A 19861-nucleotide genomic window follows, 5' to 3' on the forward strand; every position below is an offset into this window, starting at 1 on the left:
CGAAATGGAGAAAACCATGTCAGTCGTGATTTATCACAACCCTCGTTGCTCAAAGAGCCGTCAAACACTTGAACTGCTTGAGCAAAATGGTGTTACACCGGAAGTCGTCAAATACCTAGACACACCACTTAACGTGGATGAACTAAAAGCGCTGTACGCCCAGCTTGGCTTTTCATCTGTACGTGAAATGATGCGCACTAAAGAAAGTGAATATAAAGAGCTTGGCTTAGGCGAAGACTCCGTCAGCGATGAGCAATTATTCGAAGCAATGGCGAAAAATCCAAAGTTGTTTGAGCGTCCGGTTGTCGTTGCTAACGGCAAAGCAAAAATTGGTCGCCCACCAGAGCAAGTGTTGGATATTTTATAAATGGATTGCCAGATCCTTATTTTGTATTTCAGCCGTCATGGCTCGACAAAACAACTGGCAAGACAAATAGCAAGAGGAGTCGAATCGACTCCTCAATGCCAAGTAATTTTGCGTACAGTTGAAGAATTGTCACCTCACTCACACTCCCCTTCTGATCCAATTGTTACTCTAGAGGAACTGAAAACGTGCGACGGTCTAGCGTTTGGCAGTCCCGTCTGGTTTGGCAACATGGCTGCGCCTTTAAAGCACTTCTGGGATCAGACTACATCTTTATGGGTCAGTGGTGACTTAATCGATAAGCCTGCTTGTGTCTTTACCTCTTCGTCCTCGATGCATGGTGGTCAAGAAACAACGTTACAAAGCATGATGACCCCTTTATTGCATCACGGGATGATGGTTTTGGGCATTCCTTATTCCGAGCCAGAGTTACACACTACGCAGTCCGGAGGCACTCCGTATGGCGCCAGCAGTGTAGGCCATGAGGCAACCCTAAGCAGTGAAGAGATTCGCCTGGCACAACAATTAGGCAAAAGGCTGGCAACTGCAGCGTTAAAACTAAAAGTCTGTTAGTAAAATCAAGGATAGTTAATCGATGTCTGACTCTTTAGACCAAACACCACTCGGTACACAGGCTAAAACCTATCGTTACCTGGCTTTATTTGGCAACTTAGCCTTATTAGCCTGGGTCGCTATTTGGCAGCTTGCGTTATCCCCTCACCCTCACCTCAGCAGCACAACACTTGCTATTGCTTGGTGTATTCCGCTACTACTTCCGTTGCCTGGTATTTTAGCTGGTAAGCCTTACACTCATGCTTGGGCTAACTTTGTTCTTATGCTGTATTTCTTGCATGCGCTGACCATCCTCTATGTGGATGGGGGTGAACGCTGGCTTGCGGCAGTGGAACTGATACTGACTTCACTCGGTTTCGCTGGCAATATTTTGTTTGCTAGAGCGAGAGGCAAAGAGCTAGGTCTTAAGTTGAAACGCCTCTCTCAAGTAGAAAAAGAAGAAAAAGCGAAATTCAATAAATAACGCCAATTGCAGTCAATCACTGATCATTGGTTCGAATACGAATTTAGAAAACAAAAAGAGTCGCTATTGCGACTCTTTTTTATGCTTACCACATTGGTCTTTGATCCTTGCGTTTCACGCCTGGAACGCTACCAAGGCGATTACGATGCCGAGCGCCACTCGTAGATCAAGTCATACTGTTCTCGGACAGGCTCCACAATCATCGGCTGAGTTGGCTGTGTTTCGTCACTTGCTTCTGCCACAATATCTACTGGTACTTCAAGCTGCGCTTCTTTTGGCGTCGCGGCGTCTTTTGCTTCATTACTCTGAACCAATGGCTCTTCTTCTTGAGTTGAAGCTGGGGCATCAACTTCACCTAAAGGATCTTCAAAAACCATTAATTGAGAAATAGAAGAAGCTTCTTTCTCAAAAGCTTGTTGTGATGCCAAAAGGTGGATGTTGAGCGTTAACTCGTCCCCTTGAACACGCTTAATCTCTGTACCCGCAACCGAATTAAGTTGTTTTAACGCATTCTCTAAACGGAAGAAGTCCGTTGCAGAGGTTACATTAAGGACTTTCACTGCTAGCGCTTTTGAAGACTTTCCTGAAACCACAACTGCACTCTTACTTGCATAGTAGTCTGCGATGCCATCCACCATTTCTGCAATAGCATTAGCACCTGATGCAGACCCGCTACGCGGAGAACGTTGCGCTTCTACAATTCTCGTTGGCGACTGGTCGTAGAGTGTCCAACGAATTTGTTCACCTTGAGCTCGTACAACCAAAACGGCGTCAGCTAGGTAGCGCTGGCTGGCTTGACCAATTGGCTCAATAAAGCCGCCCCAAAGATCAGAGACATTAACACCGGTCACATCATCAAAATCCCCAACCGGGATAGTGATTGGTAGGCCTCTTAATTTCGCTGCGCTACGAAGTGCTGCAACATTTGAAGATTCAGAATGTTCCCACACAATGTTACGATCGTAACCCCGTTCTTCAACCATCCAAACTAAAATATTGGCACGATTTGGCGACCAAGATGGCAATTGTGCTTGTGTTAAAAGAGAGCTGATTTGGTCGTTGTTAAACAACATTTTTAGGCTCGCTTTTCCATCAACCTGCCCATAGCTCAGTTGAGAAATGTAACGCGCACTTGAGCTGAGTGCCTTTTTAATCACTGGATTGCTTAAAGAGGATTGAGAACCGGTCGCTCGAACAATCACATCCTGCATACCTTGTTGACGAGCCAAAGACTCACCGTCGTTCTGCTCACTGTCGATAACCACTTCGGCACGATAGATATCCACCTGAGTTAATGCATATACTGGTAGGGACAACCAACCTATCAGTAAGAGAGCTAAATAGCGCATAGTTTTTATAATCCTCTGAACAAGAACCCGAATAATAAGCAACTATCAAATCTTGAGCAAGGCAAGTACTGAGTAAATTGTCTGTATTATGACCAGCTTTGTTAACTCGGGCCTCAACCAGCGCTTCAGTGCTATTTTTATAATAAACTCATTGCTTATTAAGCTATCTCAACAAGTTAGGCTGTCCATTTTTCATCTTCACGCAAGACACGTAAAAGAGGACAATTTGCAAGCAAGCAACTCTCAAAAGTGCTATTTATGAGAAAAATTCAATCGAAAGTTTGATCTATGCAACATTGCAAACGATTGCAGGATGATAGTATTCGCCGGATTTGTCTGCGTATCTTGAAAATAGGGAATTATTATGAAAAACGCGTTACAAGGCGCTCAAATGCTCTTTGTCGCTTTTGGTGCTTTGGTGCTTGTGCCGCTCCTAACTGGCCTTGATCCAAACGTAGCCCTCTTTGGTGCCGGTGTCGGTACTCTCCTCTTCCAATTAATGACTAAACGTTCTGTTCCCATCTTCCTTGCCTCTTCTTTTGCGTTTATTGCTCCTATTATGTTCGGTATCCAAACTTGGGGTATCGGTGCAACGATGGGCGGCTTGATGGCAGCGGGCTTAGTTTATGTGGCTCTAGGGGCGATGATCAAAGTGCGTGGTGTTGGATTTATCCATAAAATTCTCCCGCCCGTTGTCGTTGGCCCTGTGATCATGGTTATCGGCCTTGGCCTTGCCCCAACAGCAGTGAACATGGCGGTAGGTAAAACTGGTGATGGAGCTGCACAGCTAGTTAATGGTGATGCTGCGATCATTATCTCGGCGGTCTCACTGCTCACAACCATTGTACTCAGCGTTTTTGCAAAAGGCTTTTTGAAGCTCGTTCCTATTGTTGGTGGTATTCTTGCTGGTTACTCTGTTTCTCTATTCTACGGGGTGGTTGATTTCACTCCCGTAGAACAAGCGGCTTGGCTAGCCATGCCAAACTTCACCGCGCCAGAGTTCAATATCAACGCAATTTTGTTCATGATTCCTGTCGCTATCGCACCTGCGGTTGAGCACGTAGGTGACATGCTTGCCATCTCAAACGTTACAGGTAAAAACTACCTGAAAAAACCAGGCCTTCATCGCACAATCGCAGGTGACGGGGTGGCAACTATCGCAGCTTCGATGGTGGGTGCTCCACCAAACACCACTTACAGTGAAGTAACAGGAGCGGTAATGCTAACCAAAGCATTTAACCCTGTGATCATGACTTGGGCAGCAATCACCGCAATCGTACTTGCATTGGTAGGTAAGCTAGGTGCGGTTCTTCAAACGATTCCAGTACCTGTCATGGGCGGTATCATGATTCTGCTGTTCGGCTCTATCGCAACGGTAGGCCTCAACACACTGATCAAGAATAACGTTGATTTACATAAGTCTCGTAATCTAGTGATTGTTGCCGTAACCCTTGTGTTTGGCATTGGTGGTATGGCCTTCGGTATTGGTGAGTTCAGTCTACAAGGTGTGAGTCTATGCGGTATCGTGGCAATTATTCTTAACCTTGTGCTACCAAACGATTTAGGTGAAAACCACGTTGTAGATAACGCACAAATGGAAGAAGAAAGCGCGAAATAGTTCGTTTGCGCCGCTTTATTAGTTGGCGTGTCTTACTCTTCTCCTCTTGTAGATACAAAAAAGGCTTGGTTTTCACCAAGCCTTTTTCTGTTCAGTCATAGTAATACATCAAAGAATTACTTAGTACCGAAGATCTTATCACCTGCATCGCCTAGACCCGGAACGATGTAGCCTTTGTCATTAAGCTTCTCATCGATTGCCGCAGTGTATAGCTCAACATCTGGGTGTGCTTTTTCTAGCGCTTCAATACCTTCTGGTGCAGCAACAAGTACCAGCACTTTGATTTGGTTACAACCTTTCTCTTTTAGGAGATCGATCGTAGCAATCATAGAACCACCTGTTGCAAGCATTGGGTCAACAACAAGCGCAATACGCTCCTCGATGTTTGAAGCAAGCTTGTTGAAGTAAGGAACTGGCTCAAGCGTTTCTTCATCACGGTAAATACCCACAACACTGATACGTGCGCTTGGCATGTGCTCAAGAACTCCATCCATCATGCCTAGACCTGCACGTAGGATTGGCACTACGGTTACTTTTTTACCTTTAATCTGGTCTACTTCTACCGGACCGTTCCAACCATCAATGGTCACTTTTTCTGTTTCAAAGTCTGACGTTGCTTCGTAAGTAAGTAGGCTACCGACCTCAGTCGCTAACTCACGAAAACGTTTTGTGCTGATGTCACCTTCTCTCATTAGACCAATTTTATGTTTTACTAGAGGGTGCTTTACTTCAACAACTTTCATGTCCATCTCCGGCTATAGTTGGCAATATTTAAACAAACCTTCAGATTATACATGATTTTCACAGGGATATCAGGATAAATCACTAAAGAAAAAACAGACGCAAACGTTTGCTATCTATGTTTAAGCACTGTTAGAATAGCGCCGTTTTCATATCCAACTTAATACCGAGGACTTCCCTGTGAGTGGTAACAACTCTTCTCTTAGCTATAAAGACGCTGGTGTAGATATTGATGCAGGCAACGCGCTTGTGGATCGTATTAAGGGTGCGGTAAAACGTACTCGTCGCCCTGAAGTTATGGGTGGTATCGGTGGTTTTGGCGCGCTATGCGAATTGCCAACTAAATACAAACAACCTGTACTGGTTTCTGGTACTGATGGCGTTGGCACAAAACTTCGCCTAGCACTGGATATGAACAAGCACGACACGATTGGCATCGACCTAGTGGCAATGTGTGTAAATGATCTTATCGTGCAAGGCGCAGAGCCACTGTTTTTCCTAGATTACTACGCAACAGGCAAACTAGACGTTGATACCGCAGCGGATGTTGTTTCAGGTATCGCAGAAGGGTGTGTTCAAGCAGGTTGTGCCCTAATTGGTGGCGAAACTGCGGAGATGCCTGGCATGTATGAAGGCGAAGACTACGACGTAGCTGGTTTCTGTGTTGGCGTAGTAGAAAAAGAAGACGTGATTGACGGCACGAAAGTCGCTGCTGGTGATGCACTTATCGCTGTTGGTTCAAGCGGCCCACACTCAAACGGTTACTCCCTTATCCGTAAGATCCTAGAAGTATCTGGTGCAGATAAGAGCGAAGAGCTAGCAGGCCGCACTATTGGTGAGCACCTACTAGAACCAACAAAAATTTACATCAAGTCAGCACTTAAGATGATTGAGAAACACGACATCCATGCGATTTCTCATATCACTGGTGGTGGTTTCTGGGAAAACATCCCACGCGTACTGCCTGAAGGCACGAAAGCAGTTATCGATGGTAACAGTTGGGAATGGCCAGTTATCTTCAAGTGGCTACAAGAGAAAGGCAACGTCGACACACACGAAATGTACCGCACATTCAACTGTGGTGTAGGTCTAATCGTCGCACTACCGAAAGACCAGGCAGATGCAGCAGTTGCTCTTCTTAAAGAAGAAGGCGAAAACGCGTGGGTGATTGGTCAAATCGCACAAGCAGACGCGAACGAAGAGCAAGTTGAAATCCAATAATTTGCAAATCGAGCTCAAAAGATAAGAAGAATGAGGACACTAGATGACTAGGTCCTCATTTTGCTATCTAGAACACTAAAAACCATTCTATTAGTAGGTAGTTTAGAAGCTACATAACTCCAACCTACAATACCAAGGCGCTCTCGACATCATGAAAAACCATACCCTAAAAAACATTGTGGTCCTCATCTCGGGTAACGGAAGTAACCTGCAAGCTATCTTGGAAGCTTGCGAAGACAGCATGCCAAACGCACGAGTGGCAGCCGTGTTCTCTAACAAAGCAGATGCTTTTGGTTTAGAACGTGCAAAAAAGTTTGATGTGGACGGTCACTTTGTCGACCCTAAAGCATTCAGCTCGCGTGAAAGCTTTGATGCAGAGCTAATGAGTCAAATAGATGAATACCAACCAGACGTGATTATTCTTGCTGGTTACATGCGCATTCTGAGCAGCGCATTTGTTTCTCATTACATGGGTAAGATGATCAATATCCACCCTTCTCTTCTACCAAAATATCCTGGGCTACACACACACCAGAGAGCAATTGATGCTGGCGATAAAGAACATGGTACGAGTGTGCACTTTGTAACGGAAGAGCTTGATGGTGGCCCTGTCATACTGCAAGCAAAAGTTCCTGTGTTCGAAGACGATGATGCTAGTGTACTTGCGGCACGTGTTCAGGCGCAGGAGCACCGAATCTACCCTATGGTGGCTAAGTGGCTGGTAGACGAGCGGTTGATCATGAAGGATGGTAAAGCCTATTTAGATGGCGCAGAGCTTGGCGTACATGGGTACGCCTCAGATGAGTAGCCCTGAATAATAAACTCCAAGCACAAAAGAGCAGCCTGAGGGCTGCTCTTGGTTGTTTTAATACTTATAAACTTGATTCAAGAAAACCATGGTGAGACTAGAAACCTAAAACCCAGCATTCTAAAAAATCCCATAACCACTTGAGTAACATAACACTCGGAAAGTAGATTCTGCATCTGGTTCGTTCTTCACCGTTCAGACTGACGAGGTGTTTTATGAGAAATTTCTATCAGTTACGTCTTTACAGCAAGCCTTAGCGAGACTAGGACTCTACTACCAGCACTCTAGAAAGTAAGAATGCTCATCCGTATCCGCCCTCGGTTTAAAACGCATAAAAATAAAGCTCGCGATTAAGCGAGCTTTATTTTTATATTCAGAGTAAGAGACCATCACTCTAACGGTTCGGTTGGCGCTTGATTGCCCGGCTTAGCCGCCGCAAACGGCACATTTACCAGTTCAGAGGCATTATTTTTGACTAGTTCACCTAGGTGAAACAAGCCGTATTCGCCAGGTTTCATACGCTGCCAAGCTTCGTTGCCCGTCAAAGGTTGAGTTGCGATCACAGAAACGATGTCATGTGGCGTTGTTTCTTCTTGGAAGTTAATTTCCACATCTTCATCAAGCAACGCGGCTTTTCCAAACGGTGCGCGTCTTGTGATCCAATACAAATGATTGGTGCAATACGTCATTACATACTCACCATCACTCAGAAGCATGTTAAATACACCCTTCTCTTTTAGCTCATCACAACATTTAGCAACATATAAGAATACCGACTCCATATCCTTTGGTGGCTCAGGATATCGATCTTCCATTTGCTTCAATAACCAGCAAAATGCCAGTTCACTATCTGTCTCACCGACAGGTCTATGTCGACCTGTATGCAAGTCTTGGTAGCCAGAGAGCTGACCGTTATGCGCAAACGTCCAATACCTACCCCACAGCTCACGTGTAAAGGGATGAGTATTTTCTAAATTAACACCACCACGATTCGCCTGTCGGATATGACTAACGACCGCACGACTTTTGATGGGATAATTTTGTACCAACTCTGCTATTTTAGACTCACAACTTGGCTTGGGATCTTTGAAGGTTCGAAAGCCCTTCCCTTCGTAGAAGGTGATCCCCCATCCGTCACGGTGTGGGCCGGTTCGACCTCCACGCTGCATGAGCCCAGTAAAACTGAAACAAATATCCGTTGGAACATTAGCGCTCATACCGAGCAATTCACACATGGTTTAAAAAACTCCCTAACAACACAGCTCGAAACGGTGGCCGTAAAACGATTATTCCATCTCTTTTTCGATCAACTGAATGATGATATGAATAATCTTAATATGAATTTCCTGAATGCGGTCTGCATAACCAAAGTGTGGCACGCGAATTTCAATATCTGCAAGGCCTGCCATTTTGCCGCCATCTTTACCTGTTAGCGCAATCGTCTTCATGCCTTTAGCTTGTGCTGCTTCAATCGCTTTCAGGATGTTACCTGAGTTACCTGACGTCGACAGACCAAACAGTACGTCACCTTTTCGACCAACCGCTTCTACATAGCGTGAAAACACGAAGTCATAACCAAAGTCATTACTCACACAAGAAAGGTGGCTTGGATCTGAAATAGCAATACCAGCATAGCCAGGACGATTTTCTCGATAACGGCCTGTTAGCTCTTCGGCAAAGTGCATTGAATCACAGTGAGAACCACCGTTACCACACGACAATACTTTACCATCTTGCTTGAATGAGTCAGCAATCATGTTCGCCGCTGCTTCGATTTGCGCAATGTTATGGTCATCGCTTAAAAATTTGTTGAGCACTTCAGCAGCTTCGTTTAATTCACTTCTAATCAGATCATGGTACATAAGACGTTCTCTTTATTATTTCGGCTTCAGTCAGCTCTAGACTCACTGAGCAAATTGTTCTGATACCAATTTGGTATCGGACATTTCATAAACCTGAACTCGGGTTTGATTACTCTGAGTTTACCCACAAACGAGAATTAGTGTCGATAGTGAACCAACAGATTTAGATTAGTGATGGTAATAAACTTGTCAACTTGCTCATGAAACCATCACTCAAATCTCAACTTTAGAATTTTAAATCTACTTAGATCACTTTTTATCCAATCTTATGTTTTACATTTCCTTAATATTTTGATTACACTTAAACCAACTGGTTAGACCTCTTACCTAACATACAGACGTACAAAACTTATAAAGTCTGAAAAGGAAAATATATATGGACATCTTGCTCTCAATCATCACGATGGCGATCGTGCTAGGCATTACGCTCTACCACCGCATGTCTCTCGTGAAATCTATTAGCTTACTCACCGCGGCCATGCTGGCTCTTACAGTAGCAGGAACTGTCGGCGTTATTGGTTGGGCTATTTACGTTCTCGCCGCAGCTGTGCTCGCGGTTCCTGGCGTACGTCAGTCTTTAATTAGCCGCAAAGCGTTAGTGCTTTTCAAGAAAGTGCTGCCAGCTATGTCTCAAACCGAAAAAGAAGCGTTAGACGCAGGTACCGTCTGGTGGGAAGCCGAACTGTTTAAAGGCAAACCAGAGTGGCAAAAGCTACACGCGATTCAAGCACCTAAGTTAAGTGCGGAAGAACAAGCCTTTTTAGACGGCCCTGTGAATGAAGTGTGCGCCATGGTGAGTGATTTCCAAGTGACCCATGAACTCGCGGACTTACCGCCAGAAGTTTGGCAATACCTGAAAGATCATAAGTTCTTCGCCATGATCATTAAGAAAAAGTACGGTGGTCTGGAATTCTCAGCATACGCGCAATCACTAGTACTACAAAAACTAACGGGTGTTTCTGGCGTTCTATCGTCTACCGTTGGTGTTCCTAACTCTTTGGGCCCAGGTGAGCTACTGCAACACTACGGTACTGAAGATCAAAAAAATCATTACTTACCGCGTCTAGCTGAAGGTAAGGAAATCCCTTGTTTCGCCCTAACAAGTCCAGAAGCGGGTTCTGACGCAGGCTCTATTCCAGATTACGGTGTGGTCTGTAAAGGCGAATGGGAAGGAAAAGAAGTACTGGGTATGCGCCTGACTTGGAACAAGCGCTACATCACCCTAGCGCCAGTCGCAACGGTACTAGGCTTAGCATTTAAACTTCGCGATCCTGAAGGTTTGCTAGGCGACAAAGAAGATCTTGGCATCACTTGTGCGCTTATCCCAACTGATGTCAAAGGTGTTGAGATTGGTAACCGACACTTCCCGCTCAATGTACCATTCCAAAATGGTCCAACGCGCGGTAAAGACATCTTTGTTCCTATCGATTTCATTATCGGTGGTGAAAAAATGGCGGGCCAAGGTTGGCGTATGCTGGTTGAGTGTCTGTCGGTTGGACGTGGTATCACGCTACCTTCAAACTCAACAGGTGGCATCAAAACTGCGGCAATGGCAACCGGTGCTTACTCACGTATTCGCCGTCAGTTCAAACAGCCGATCGGCCATATGGAAGGAGTTGAAGAACCATTAGCACGCTTGGGTGGTAATGCTTACGTGATGGATGCAGCAAGCAACTTAACCGTTGCGGGTATCGACTTAGGTGAAAAACCTTCAGTTATCTCAGCTATCGTGAAGTATCACTGTACGCACCGCGGCCAGCAAAGCATCATCGATGCAATGGACATCGTAGGCGGTAAAGGTATCTGTATGGGACCTTCTAACTTCCTAGCTCGTGGTTACCAAGGTGCGCCAATCGCAGTAACGGTTGAGGGTGCTAACATTCTAACACGCTCAATGATCATCTTTGGCCAAGGCGCAATCCGTTGCCATCCGTACGTTCTTGAAGAAATGAACGCGGCGTATTCTGAAGCAAGTAATGCTGTCGAGAAATTTGATAAAGCGCTTGCTGGTCACGTGAGCTTTACAATGAGTAACCTAGTGCGCAGTATCTGGTTTGGTTTGAGCGACGGTCTGGGCTCTTCATCGCCAACCAAAGATGCAACCAAGCGTTACTACCAACAATTGAACCGCTACAGTGCAAACCTTGCCTTACTATCGGATATCTCGATGGCAGTGCTAGGTGGCTCTTTGAAGCGTAAAGAGCGTCTATCAGCGCGTCTTGGTGACATTCTAAGCCAGCTATATTTAAGCTCTGCGACGTTGAAACGTTTTGAGCAAGATGGACGCCCAGTCGAAGATTTACCATTAGTACACTGGGGTCTACAAGACAGTTTGAAACAAGCGGAAGTGGCGGTAGACGAATTCTTAGCAAACTTCCCGAACAAAGTGATTGGTCGTGCACTGCGCGTGTTAATCATGCCATTCGGTCGTGTACGCAAAGCGCCAAGCGATAAACTAGACAGTAAAGTGGCGCGCATTCTACAAACGCCAAGTGCAACGCGCTCACGCATTGGTCGCGGTCAATACCTTGAACCAACCGAGCACAACGCAGCAGGTAAGATTGAGCTTGCACTATCAGTCATTCTTCAAGCTGAGCCTGTGTTTGACAAAGTATGTAAAGCGCAAGGTAAGCGTCGCCCATTCTTACGTTTGGATATGATTGCTCAGGAAGGGTTAGAGCAAGGCTTTATCACGCAAGAAGAAGCCGATCTACTCAGAGAAGCGGAACAGCATCGTCTAGATACAATCAACGTTGATGATTTTGAGCCGGAACTGCTTGCCGCAAAGCCGCTATACCCTCAGATGGATAGTGTCGCGTAACTCTAGAATCTGAGACCACAAACGGGAGTATCAGCTCCCGTTTTTTATTGCTTCCAGAATCGCATTCATAACACCACGAAGCCCCTGCGCAATCGCAATAAAAGCCACGCACTCCAATCTTTCCCCCGATTTCCAGTGATAACTAACTCACAGACGTTCCAACTAAGCGGTGTATACTTTAAGTAACTCACTCACATATATGGTAAATCCGTTGGCTAAAATATTACTCGCACAGTGGTTCCCAGGGCTTGTTCAGCTTAAGCATTATCAAAAAGAATGGTTTGTTAACGACTTTAGAGCCGCCTTTTCTGTTGTCGCGGTTGCACTGCCAGTTGCCATAGCTTATGCACAGTTAACTGGTGTATCCGCAATTGTCGGTCTGTATTCGTGTGTACTGCCAATGTTGGTTTACGCCATGATGGGCACATCTCGGCAACTCATTGTCGGACCCGATGCAGCAACCTGTGCAGTGATCGCTGCTGTTGTGACACCACTTGCCGCAGGTGACCCCACAAAACATTGGCAGTTGGTTATGACCATGACAGCGATGACGGGGATTTGGTGTGTACTGGCAAGTCGTTTCAAGCTAGGGGTGTTTGCAGATTTCCTTTCTCGTCCGATTCTTTTGGGTCTACTCAACGGTGTTGCTCTCACAATTATCGTTGGTCAGTTTGCGAAAGTAGTCGGTTTGAAATACGAGCAACGTTATTTACTGGAACGTTTATGGGAAGCTCCACAACGACTAACCGAGCTTCATTGGCCTACTGTAACTCTGAGTATCGTGACGGTTGTCGTTTATTTGCTCACCAAACGCTACCGACCAACTTGGCCTGCTGCCATGCTGGCGATCCTCGTAACTACTGCGTCAGTTTGGTTTTTCCATTTACAAGAGATGGGCGTATCGGTTGTCGGACTCACTCAAGGTGGCTTCCCTCAGTTTCAAACACCGGAGTTTGAGCTAGGTGAAGTTCGTGAACTAGTGGTCCCGGCTCTCAACCTTGCGATTGTCAGTTTTGTTAGCATGATGCTCACCGCCCGCAGTTTCGCTGCTAAAAACGGTTATGATATTGATGCTAATAAAGAGTTTCAGGCGTTGGGTTTTGCCAACATTGCCTCAGCGTTTTCGCAAGGTTTCGCGATAAGCGGCGCTGACTCACGCACAGCCGTCAATGATGCAAATGGCGGTAAATCTCAATTAGTTTCGATTGTCGCTGCAATCACTATTGCCATTATTGCGGTATTTATTTACGAGCCTTTGCAGTTCATCCCTATCGCTTCACTTGGTGTTGTATTGATCATTGCGTCCCTATCGCTGCTCGATCTTAAAGCAATTTGGAAATTAAAATCTCGTGACAAAGATGCATTTTATCTGGCCATCATTACTTTTATTTCTGTGTTGATCGTGGGTGTAATACCGGGGATCACTTTGGCGGTACTGCTAGGGCTGTTTCAATTTTTACGTATTGTCATGCGGCCGAGTGATCAGCTACTTGGCCTGGATGAAAAAGGTACCATTCGGACCATCGACGACTCAGGAAAAGCATCGCCTATTCCTGGAATGGTGATTTACCGCTTTAACTCACCGCTAACTTACTTCAACGCTCCTTACTTTAAACGTAGAGTGTTAGAGCAGGCAGAGCATCACAAAGACGCAAGTTGCGTTGTCATCGACGCCGTGTCGAGCTTTACTCACTTGGATCTCAGTGTGATGGCAACACTGGCAGATATTCACAATACTTTGAAAAAGAGAGGCGTACGCTTAATCCTAGCAGGAAGGAAACGACGTCTTCGTCAATGGTGTGAGCTTACTGGTATCAGCACCAGTGAAGGAGGCATCTTACTGCGAGCTGATATGTACCTTGCCATTAAACTTAGTGGCTGTTACATCAGTGCTGTGGGTGAGGGACAAATTCCTACTGTTCAAAAAGAGCCTGATTTAGAGCAGCCACCCAAACCAATTCCAGAAGTGGCTTAAATAGAAATTTAATATAGAAAACAGGAAATTAAACTCCTGTTTTCTAGTGCTTATCTTCACAGCTGAATACGTGTTATGCCTTTGGCTTAAACTTTTTTGTCATCCCTTGGCTTTTAGGAGCCACCAGCCTATAACCAAGCTTTTCGTAAAAGACCGGTTCATCAGCAATCATAAAAACGTAAGAGCCTTCAAGTGCAACAGAAGAAAGATAACCGTCGATGTATTCCATGACTTTTCTACCTAAACCGTTACCTTGATAATCAGAATCAACGGCAACGTCGACAATTTCGAAGTTACACGCCCCGTCACCAACAACCCGACCCATTGCAATGAGCTTTCCTTCATCCCGAACAGATACGCCATATAACGAATTGGGTAGGCCAATTTCAGCAGCTTTCAACGATTTAGGTGATAGCCCGGCTTTTATACGCATATCACAGTATTCTTTCGGGCTTGGCACATGCTCTTCATATCTTATTGTCATTATGTACTACTCCTTTGTATCACCTTGGAGCTTACATAACTAAACTGTATAAATAAACAGTTATACGTTGGAAAGATGTTCCCATTAAGCACACAAAGTATCGGGTCTAGAAAAGAACCCGCCGACAACTCTGACGCCATAATAGATATAAGTTGCTCTGAAGCTAGACATTCCTTTTTCTAAACATGTTTCTCTCAACAACGTATCCGCATGCTTTCGAGCACTTTGAGGCAACACCTCTTCCCTCATGAGTTGGTAAAGAGCATCATGCACTAAAGAAGCTTTCATAATGTTTTTTGTGTCTAACGCTGGCCCACTCGCTCCATCCCATGCATAGCCCTTTTTAATCGTTAACACGCCTTGTTTGGACAAACTAAGAAAAGGGCTGTCATACGCGTTACTCACTGAAATGTGAGTCTCAATCTTTTCTTCAGAATGGAGAGTGTATTTATACTTCTGACGCTTTTTGTATTTCATAACCTAACCGCTTAGCTAACTTCAGTGGGAGGAACGGAGATGACTCTCAAATTAGAGTTTCTCAGAGAGTTTTTTCAAGTAGGACTTAGCAAGCTCATGGTTATCTCTGCTCAACCACTTAATACAATCAAAGAGTTCCCAGATCAGGCCTTGATCACCACTGGTATAAACTGGGAACTCTTCATGCTTTGGCGCAGGTTCATCAGTAACCATGCCCGCAATCACATCAGCTTTATCAAATAAAGTCTTAAATGGCTTAGAAAGTTTGAAGGGGTCACAGAGATCTAAACAATGAATCTCTGCACTGGTTAGGTCATTAAAAATGTATTTTTTGAAACACGCATTTTCGTTGTGCTCTCCCTCAAGGCGATAAAAAATGTCTTTATTAGCTTCAAACTGGGTAAAGCAAGGCTCTGAGGCTTTATGGAAGTTGTTTTGAGTAAATACAACAACATCAGCGTCCGAAATACGGTCACCTTGTCCTGATGACAAGGAGCCAAGCAATACCGCGGCAACAACGTCTTTTTCAGAATAAAAGGCATCATAAGCTGACTCAACCAAGGCCTTTTGTCGTGGTAAATGTTCTAGTCCTAACTCTCCAATTGTCATAACTCACTCCGTCTATACGCACTAAAATCAAGTCGATACGTAAAGAGTATCATGCGAGCTTTATTATGATTAATCAACGTTAAATCATGGTGTTACTTTAAAATAAAATGATTAATGACCATGAGAAATATCAAATTCTGTCTCAAACTTAAACTGAAAAAAACGGAGCCGATTGGCTCCGTTTCTCGCTTTATGTGTTACTACTATTTCTTTGGCACTTCTAACTGCATCTCTGGCATGGCATCGCGCTTCGCTTTAATTTTGCGCCAGACTATCCATGCAATGATCACAATCAGCAGCATTATCACGTTACCCACCGCGATAATAATCATGCTGCGCTTACGCTCAGCCTCCCGCTCAGCGATAATTTGCTTTTCCATTTCAATACGGCGCTGCTCGGCTAATTCAGCTTCTTTTGCAATTCGAGCAGCTTCTAGATCAACTTCATCAACAACACTGAAGGTTTGCTCTGGAATAGGAAACACCAACGGACGCTGGGTTGCAAAATCAGTGGTAAAGATCTCGCCGCGCCATGCGTACTTACCAAGCTCAGCATCGTTATTGAGGTTCAACGTAACTCTCATTCCATCTTTAGAGACCTGTCCTTGGCTGTAACTAATGAAACCATCGGGAGCGTCCTTTTTCACTGTGACTGCAATAGAGCCTGGTGCAATCATACCTTGCTCACCACTCACCACTAATTGATGTGGCTTATCGGGATTACGAGCCTGAATAAAAGTACGAGAGATTGGGTTCGGATAAACCAAGATGACTTGTTCTTGCGCTCGTAAGAATACGCCATTGCCAGACGTGATGCGCGCGCGGTACTTACCAGGCTCAACGTCTATTGGGAGCTGAACCGTGAACACTCCATCCCCTGCTTTTTCATCCAAGCCGCGGCCGTCATCAGCAAACTCACCCACAACCATCGGCACTGGACGAGCTTCTTTGATCAGCTCATCTTCATTTTCGACAAACTTGGTAAATGTCACGCGCAGATTCACGCGATCAAGGAAGTCGCGCAATACAAGAGGTTTGCCGTCGGAGGTCAGGCGAGCTGTAAACTTAAGCGCTTCCCCATTATATAATCGGTTTGGGAACAGGTCCGTACTGAGCTTTAGGTGAGAAATTAAGCGGATGTTATTTTTAGGCGTAACTTTCCCCACAGCCTGCCATGGACCTGGCATCGGGTTATCAACGGAAATAATATCGAGTGAGGCTTCTTGATACCAACGTACATTGTCGTAAGAGCCCCAAGCATAGTATTTTTTACCGTCAGGACGGACTAAAACAACTGGCTGAGAACTTTGCTCACGATAAACCAAAAACGTGATCTGCTCGATGGTTGGATCAACTCGAAAGCGATTGTCTAACAAAGACATTGTAGATTCACTCGCAGCACTCGAGAGACTACTCCATATCGCTAAAAACGCGACCAACAAAGCCCTCAACATAGCTTCTCCTATTGATGCCAAATACAGTCGTTCACCAACTCTAATCTTTTTTGGTGAGCTTCTAGTTCATCGGCACTTGCGCGCAAAACCTTTAGCGCTTTTCTTCCTTCAATACGACGAATGGTTTCTACCCCACCCTCTTGTTTATTCGCGTTAAATTCTAGACTCGTTTGACCACCCGTCATAAAGAGGTAAACGTCGGCTAGAATCTCCGCATCGAGCAAAGCTCCGTGGAGTGTACGGTGCGAGTTATCAATACCGTAACGTTCACATAAGATATCAAGGTTGTTTCGCTTACCAGGGAAGATTTTCTTCGCCATAGCAAGGGTATCGGTCACCTTGCAGTAGTCGTCCGTTTTGCCGATGTTAGGATCGAGCATGCCAAACTCGTAATCCATAAAGCCGGTATCGAAGGGCGCGTTGTGGGCAACAAGTTCTGCGCCTTTAATAAACTCAAGAAACTCTTGGTGCACGCTCGCGTATTCCGGTTTATCAACCAAGAATTCATCCGTAATACCGTGAACTTCAACCGCTTCTGGTTGGATTTCACGATCGGGTTTTAAATAAACGTGGAAGTGACGACCAGTCAGCTTACGGTTGATGATCTCCACGGCACCGATTTCAATAATGCGGTGTCCCATGTAGTGAGGACCACCCTCGCGGTTCATACCTGTGGTTTCGGTATCGAGAACGACAATGCGGTTATATTCAGAATTGCTGCTGGTATTCATAAGGTTATGTATGTCAGACTATGCTTTATTAAATGTTTCGGCTAATAGTACCAAAAAATATGACCAAACACGTTGAGATTTTCACTGACGGTTCTTGTTTAGGTAACCCAGGACCAGGTGGTTACGGCATAGTATTGCGTTACAAAGACGTAGAAAAGACACTTTCCAAAGGCTATACGTTAACTACCAACAACCGCATGGAAATGTTGGCGGCTGTCGTCGCGCTACAGACGTTAAAACAACCTTGTAAAGTCACTTTAACGACTGACAGCCAATATGTGCGCCAAGGTATTACTCAGTGGATCCATAACTGGAAGAAGCGTGGTTGGAAAACAGCGGATAAAAAACCCGTGAAGAATGCCGATTTATGGCAAGCTCTAGACAAAGAAACCGCACGCCATCAAGTTGAATGGCATTGGGTAAAAGGCCACGCGGGCCATCGTGAGAACGAAATGTGTGATGAGCTAGCCCGGACTGCTGCAGAAAACCCAACTGAGGAAGATACAGGTTACCAACCCTCTTAGCGAGATTCTTTCCTCATAGTGTTACCCTCTCGATTCATCACCCCAAGTGGTGTGAGCTTTTTCTTCAAGCGCCAATGCGGTTTGATAGGCTTGAGAGGGTATGTCCGTTTCCGCGCGACTATGTAATACAAACTCCCAGCGGGTGATGCCCAATCACCAAGACTATTTTCCAACCATGTCCACATCGTACGGTAACGTTTCATCGGAAACAGCGCATAACGATCACAATGAATCACTTGATAATTAAGTAACCCTAACCAATCTTTGATGCGGTTCGACGTAAACATTCGTCCACTCCAAGGCAAATTATGTTTACGCCATGGAAGCAAACTCGCTAATCCAGTCAAGCTTAATGGGTTGAATCCAGTAATAATTACATAGCCATCATCCATCATCACTCTATCGACTTCACGCAACAAACGGTGTGGATCGCTTGCATAGTCGAGCTGATGAGCGAGTATCACAACATCAAAGCTTTTTTCCAAAAAGGGTAATTCGTAACCATCTGCAATCACATTATGCAACGGGTTCTGGATATCTACGTTGACTTGGTGTTGAATGTTACAATTACAGCTGGTTAGCTCACAGCTCAACCCGCCCAGTTTGAGCATATGGTAGCCGAAGAGTTTCGGGCACCATTCATCAAGTCGGGTCTGGATTGACTCAAGCACCCACGGACCGTTGTTCATTGCTGACCAAGTCGACGGGTGTGGTATAGTTTTGTTGCTGAGTGCTGGTTTCATTAACCACCTGACTAAAATGGGTGACGGAGAACGAATCGTGTTAGAGATCAAAAGCATACCCGCATTTAATGATAATTACATCTGGCTGATACAAAATAGCGATAAGCGCTGCGCAGTCGTTGATCCGGGCGATGCGAAGCCAGTATTAGAATTTCTGCAGGCTAACGAATTAACTTTAGAAGCGATTTTAATTACGCACCACCACAACGATCACATTGGTGGCGTTCCAGACTTAGTGCGTGCATTTCCTGACGTCGCCGTTGTGGGCCCAAAATCAGAGCCAATTCCAACCCTAACGACACCAATGGAAGAAGGCGACAAGCTGGAGTTGTTTGGTGAGATTTTCTTAGTACTTGGGTTACCCGGCCATACTTTGGGCCATATCGGTTACGTTGGGGACGGAAAACTGTTTTGCGGTGATGTGCTCTTTTCTGCTGGCTGCGGTCGTATTTTTGAAGGTACGCCTGAGCAAATGTTTGAATCACTGAGCAAACTAACGTCTCTACCAGAAGAAACTCAAGTCTTCTGCGCGCATGAATACACCGCGAGTAACGTGGCGTTTGCTCTAGCGGTTGAACCTGACAATGAGCAACTTCGCCAATATCGCGACGATGTAAACCGACTGCGAGCACTCAACATTCCGACACTTCCAACAACAATACGCAAAGAAAAGTGGATTAATCCGTTCTTGCGAACCTCTAACCCTGACGTGGTTCAATCTGTTGCTAGTCGCATTAAAAATAGCGATCCATGCTCGGTTTTTACTGCTTTACGCGAGTGGAAGAACGAATTTTAACCATTTTCTGCTTGTAAGTTTGCAAGACCCCAGTATTATCAGGGACTGATTTTTCGAGAAGCGCCACTGGCGCTTCTCTTACGTTTGGGGTTGATATAAATCTATTTGAATTTCTCCCCATTGCATAATTAGAAGCTCTTTGCCTCTATAAATTAGTTAGTGTTTAAAAGATGTCTATTATCTTGCGACTGCCACGCACATTACGTTGCGCGACAGGCAGGTGAAGATAAACAGGCCCTAAATAGGCT

General features: G+C 45.1%; 20 protein-coding genes. 10 read left to right on the top strand and 10 right to left on the bottom strand.

Translation table 11 applies throughout. The annotated features are described in order from the left end of the window. Nucleotides 1-16: 16 nt before the first annotated feature. The 3 genes from arsC to N646_RS06645 are packed head-to-tail and all read left to right on the top strand — an operon-like array spanning nucleotide 17 to nucleotide 1400. Complete coding sequence (gene arsC, locus N646_RS06635) at nucleotides 17-367, top strand: arsenate reductase (glutaredoxin) (protein WP_005380410.1); 351 nt, start codon at nucleotides 17-19, stop codon at nucleotides 365-367. Then, on the top strand, nucleotides 368-937 hold the full coding sequence (wrbA, locus tag N646_RS06640; protein ID WP_017820823.1) for an NAD(P)H:quinone oxidoreductase: 570 nt from the start codon (nucleotides 368-370) through the stop codon (nucleotides 935-937). It begins immediately after the preceding gene. 22 nt (nucleotides 938-959) lie between these two features. Then, entirely contained in the window at nucleotides 960-1400 is a 441-nt protein-coding gene (locus N646_RS06645) for a DUF2069 domain-containing protein (protein WP_005380407.1), read from the top strand. Nucleotides 1401-1540: 140 nt separating this feature from the next. Here the strand turns inward: N646_RS06645 and N646_RS06650 are convergent, their stop codons facing one another. Further along, the gene (locus N646_RS06650; protein WP_017820824.1) at nucleotides 1541-2749 is read right to left on the bottom strand and encodes a DUF2066 domain-containing protein; all 1209 of its coding nucleotides are present in this window, start codon (nucleotides 2747-2749) and stop codon (nucleotides 1541-1543) included. A gap of 364 nt (nucleotides 2750-3113) precedes the next feature. On the opposite strand from N646_RS06650, the gene N646_RS06655 reads away from it, so the two are divergent. Continuing rightward, the gene (locus tag N646_RS06655) at nucleotides 3114-4367 is read left to right on the top strand and encodes a uracil-xanthine permease family protein (RefSeq protein WP_005389855.1); all 1254 of its coding nucleotides are present in this window, start codon (nucleotides 3114-3116) and stop codon (nucleotides 4365-4367) included. 116 nt (nucleotides 4368-4483) lie between these two features. Here N646_RS06655 and upp read toward each other — a convergent pair whose 3' ends face one another. After that, nucleotides 4484-5110, bottom strand: a complete 627-nt coding sequence (gene upp, locus N646_RS06660) for a uracil phosphoribosyltransferase (RefSeq protein ID WP_005380401.1) — start codon at nucleotides 5108-5110, stop codon at nucleotides 4484-4486. Between the two features lie 178 nt (nucleotides 5111-5288). Between upp and purM the strand changes: the two genes are divergently transcribed. Both purM and purN read left to right on the top strand, forming a co-directional pair. After that, entirely contained in the window at nucleotides 5289-6329 is a 1041-nt protein-coding gene (gene purM, locus N646_RS06665) for a phosphoribosylformylglycinamidine cyclo-ligase (protein ID WP_005389861.1), read from the top strand. Between the two features lie 151 nt (nucleotides 6330-6480). Next, entirely contained in the window at nucleotides 6481-7137 is a 657-nt protein-coding gene (gene purN / locus N646_RS06670) for a phosphoribosylglycinamide formyltransferase (protein ID WP_005394347.1), read from the top strand. A gap of 389 nt (nucleotides 7138-7526) precedes the next feature. Here the strand turns inward: purN and N646_RS06675 are convergent, their stop codons facing one another. Both N646_RS06675 and lpcA read right to left on the bottom strand, forming a co-directional pair. Further along, nucleotides 7527-8372, bottom strand: coding sequence for a class II glutamine amidotransferase (locus tag N646_RS06675; protein WP_005385395.1), 846 nt, complete (start codon nucleotides 8370-8372; stop codon nucleotides 7527-7529). Between the two features lie 51 nt (nucleotides 8373-8423). After that, entirely contained in the window at nucleotides 8424-8999 is a 576-nt protein-coding gene (gene lpcA / locus N646_RS06680; protein WP_017820740.1) for a D-sedoheptulose 7-phosphate isomerase, read from the bottom strand. Between the two features lie 376 nt (nucleotides 9000-9375). Between lpcA and fadE the strand changes: the two genes are divergently transcribed. Together fadE and N646_RS06690 are read left to right on the top strand one after the other, a co-directional pair. Next, nucleotides 9376-11820 carry an acyl-CoA dehydrogenase FadE gene (gene fadE / locus N646_RS06685; RefSeq protein WP_005385392.1) on the top strand — a complete coding sequence of 815 codons (2445 nt, stop codon included), beginning with the start codon at nucleotides 9376-9378 and terminating at the stop codon, nucleotides 11818-11820. 199 nt (nucleotides 11821-12019) lie between these two features. Continuing rightward, nucleotides 12020-13795: a SulP family inorganic anion transporter gene (locus N646_RS06690; RefSeq protein WP_017820741.1), complete on the top strand. Its 1776-nt coding sequence runs from the start codon at nucleotides 12020-12022 to the stop codon at nucleotides 13793-13795. Between the two features lie 73 nt (nucleotides 13796-13868). Here the strand turns inward: N646_RS06690 and N646_RS06695 are convergent, their stop codons facing one another. The 5 genes from N646_RS06695 to dnaQ form a co-directional block, all read right to left on the bottom strand. Further along, the gene (locus N646_RS06695; RefSeq protein ID WP_017820742.1) at nucleotides 13869-14279 is read right to left on the bottom strand and encodes a GNAT family N-acetyltransferase; all 411 of its coding nucleotides are present in this window, start codon (nucleotides 14277-14279) and stop codon (nucleotides 13869-13871) included. Nucleotides 14280-14363: 84 nt separating this feature from the next. Beyond that, nucleotides 14364-14756, bottom strand: coding sequence for a DUF1353 domain-containing protein (locus tag N646_RS06700; RefSeq protein WP_017633769.1), 393 nt, complete (start codon nucleotides 14754-14756; stop codon nucleotides 14364-14366). A gap of 51 nt (nucleotides 14757-14807) precedes the next feature. Beyond that, entirely contained in the window at nucleotides 14808-15365 is a 558-nt protein-coding gene (locus N646_RS06705) for a hypothetical protein (protein ID WP_017820743.1), read from the bottom strand. A 203-nt stretch (nucleotides 15366-15568) separates the two neighbouring features. Beyond that, complete coding sequence (locus N646_RS06710; protein ID WP_017820744.1) at nucleotides 15569-16819, bottom strand: TIGR03503 family protein; 1251 nt, start codon at nucleotides 16817-16819, stop codon at nucleotides 15569-15571. Between the two features lie 8 nt (nucleotides 16820-16827). Beyond that, nucleotides 16828-17550 (bottom strand): DNA polymerase III subunit epsilon, encoded by a 723-nt coding sequence (dnaQ, locus tag N646_RS06715; RefSeq protein ID WP_005380385.1) that lies wholly within the window; start codon nucleotides 17548-17550, stop codon nucleotides 16828-16830. 59 nt (nucleotides 17551-17609) lie between these two features. Between dnaQ and rnhA the strand changes: the two genes are divergently transcribed. Continuing rightward, complete coding sequence (rnhA, locus tag N646_RS06720; RefSeq protein ID WP_005380384.1) at nucleotides 17610-18074, top strand: ribonuclease HI; 465 nt, start codon at nucleotides 17610-17612, stop codon at nucleotides 18072-18074. On the opposite strand, the gene N646_RS06725 is transcribed toward rnhA, so the two are convergent. Next, a complete protein-coding gene (locus tag N646_RS06725; RefSeq protein ID WP_017636046.1) occupies nucleotides 18071-18817 on the bottom strand; it encodes a class I SAM-dependent methyltransferase in 747 nt (248 codons plus the stop codon). The genes rnhA and N646_RS06725 overlap by 4 nt on opposite strands. 37 nt (nucleotides 18818-18854) lie before the next feature. Here N646_RS06725 and gloB point away from each other — a divergent pair, with 37 nt between their 5' ends. After that, on the top strand, nucleotides 18855-19613 hold the full coding sequence (gloB, locus tag N646_RS06730; protein WP_017636045.1) for a hydroxyacylglutathione hydrolase: 759 nt from the start codon (nucleotides 18855-18857) through the stop codon (nucleotides 19611-19613). Nucleotides 19614-19861: the final 248 nt, after the last annotated feature.

Source organism: Vibrio alginolyticus NBRC 15630 = ATCC 17749 (assembly GCF_000354175.2).
GTDB classification, from domain to species: Bacteria; Pseudomonadota; Gammaproteobacteria; order Enterobacterales; family Vibrionaceae; genus Vibrio; species Vibrio alginolyticus.

Excerpts from the sequence above, each read along its gene's own strand:
- N646_RS06695 (WP_017820742.1), bottom strand. The coding sequence starts at position 14,279 with ATGACAATAAGATATGAAGAGCATGTGCCAAGCCCGAAAGAATACTGT.
- N646_RS06650 (WP_017820824.1), bottom strand. The coding sequence starts at position 2,749 with ATGCGCTATTTAGCTCTCTTACTGATAGGTTGGTTGTCCCTACCAGTA.
- arsC (WP_005380410.1), top strand. The coding sequence starts at position 17 with ATGTCAGTCGTGATTTATCACAACCCTCGTTGCTCAAAGAGCCGTCAA.
- upp (WP_005380401.1), bottom strand. The coding sequence starts at position 5,110 with ATGAAAGTTGTTGAAGTAAAGCACCCTCTAGTAAAACATAAAATTGGT.
- lpcA (WP_017820740.1), bottom strand. The coding sequence starts at position 8,999 with ATGTACCATGATCTGATTAGAAGTGAATTAAACGAAGCTGCTGAAGTG.
- N646_RS06690 (WP_017820741.1), top strand. The coding sequence starts at position 12,020 with ATGGTAAATCCGTTGGCTAAAATATTACTCGCACAGTGGTTCCCAGGG.
- fadE (WP_005385392.1), top strand. The coding sequence starts at position 9,376 with ATGGACATCTTGCTCTCAATCATCACGATGGCGATCGTGCTAGGCATT.
- N646_RS06710 (WP_017820744.1), bottom strand. The coding sequence starts at position 16,819 with ATGTTGAGGGCTTTGTTGGTCGCGTTTTTAGCGATATGGAGTAGTCTC.
- rnhA (WP_005380384.1), top strand. The coding sequence starts at position 17,610 with ATGACCAAACACGTTGAGATTTTCACTGACGGTTCTTGTTTAGGTAAC.
- N646_RS06700 (WP_017633769.1), bottom strand. The coding sequence starts at position 14,756 with ATGAAATACAAAAAGCGTCAGAAGTATAAATACACTCTCCATTCTGAA.
- N646_RS06725 (WP_017636046.1), bottom strand. The coding sequence starts at position 18,817 with ATGAAACCAGCACTCAGCAACAAAACTATACCACACCCGTCGACTTGG.
- dnaQ (WP_005380385.1), bottom strand. The coding sequence starts at position 17,550 with ATGAATACCAGCAGCAATTCTGAATATAACCGCATTGTCGTTCTCGAT.
- wrbA (WP_017820823.1), top strand. The coding sequence starts at position 368 with ATGGATTGCCAGATCCTTATTTTGTATTTCAGCCGTCATGGCTCGACA.
- N646_RS06675 (WP_005385395.1), bottom strand. The coding sequence starts at position 8,372 with ATGTGTGAATTGCTCGGTATGAGCGCTAATGTTCCAACGGATATTTGT.
- purN (WP_005394347.1), top strand. The coding sequence starts at position 6,481 with ATGAAAAACCATACCCTAAAAAACATTGTGGTCCTCATCTCGGGTAAC.
- N646_RS06645 (WP_005380407.1), top strand. The coding sequence starts at position 960 with ATGTCTGACTCTTTAGACCAAACACCACTCGGTACACAGGCTAAAACC.
- N646_RS06655 (WP_005389855.1), top strand. The coding sequence starts at position 3,114 with ATGAAAAACGCGTTACAAGGCGCTCAAATGCTCTTTGTCGCTTTTGGT.
- N646_RS06705 (WP_017820743.1), bottom strand. The coding sequence starts at position 15,365 with ATGACAATTGGAGAGTTAGGACTAGAACATTTACCACGACAAAAGGCC.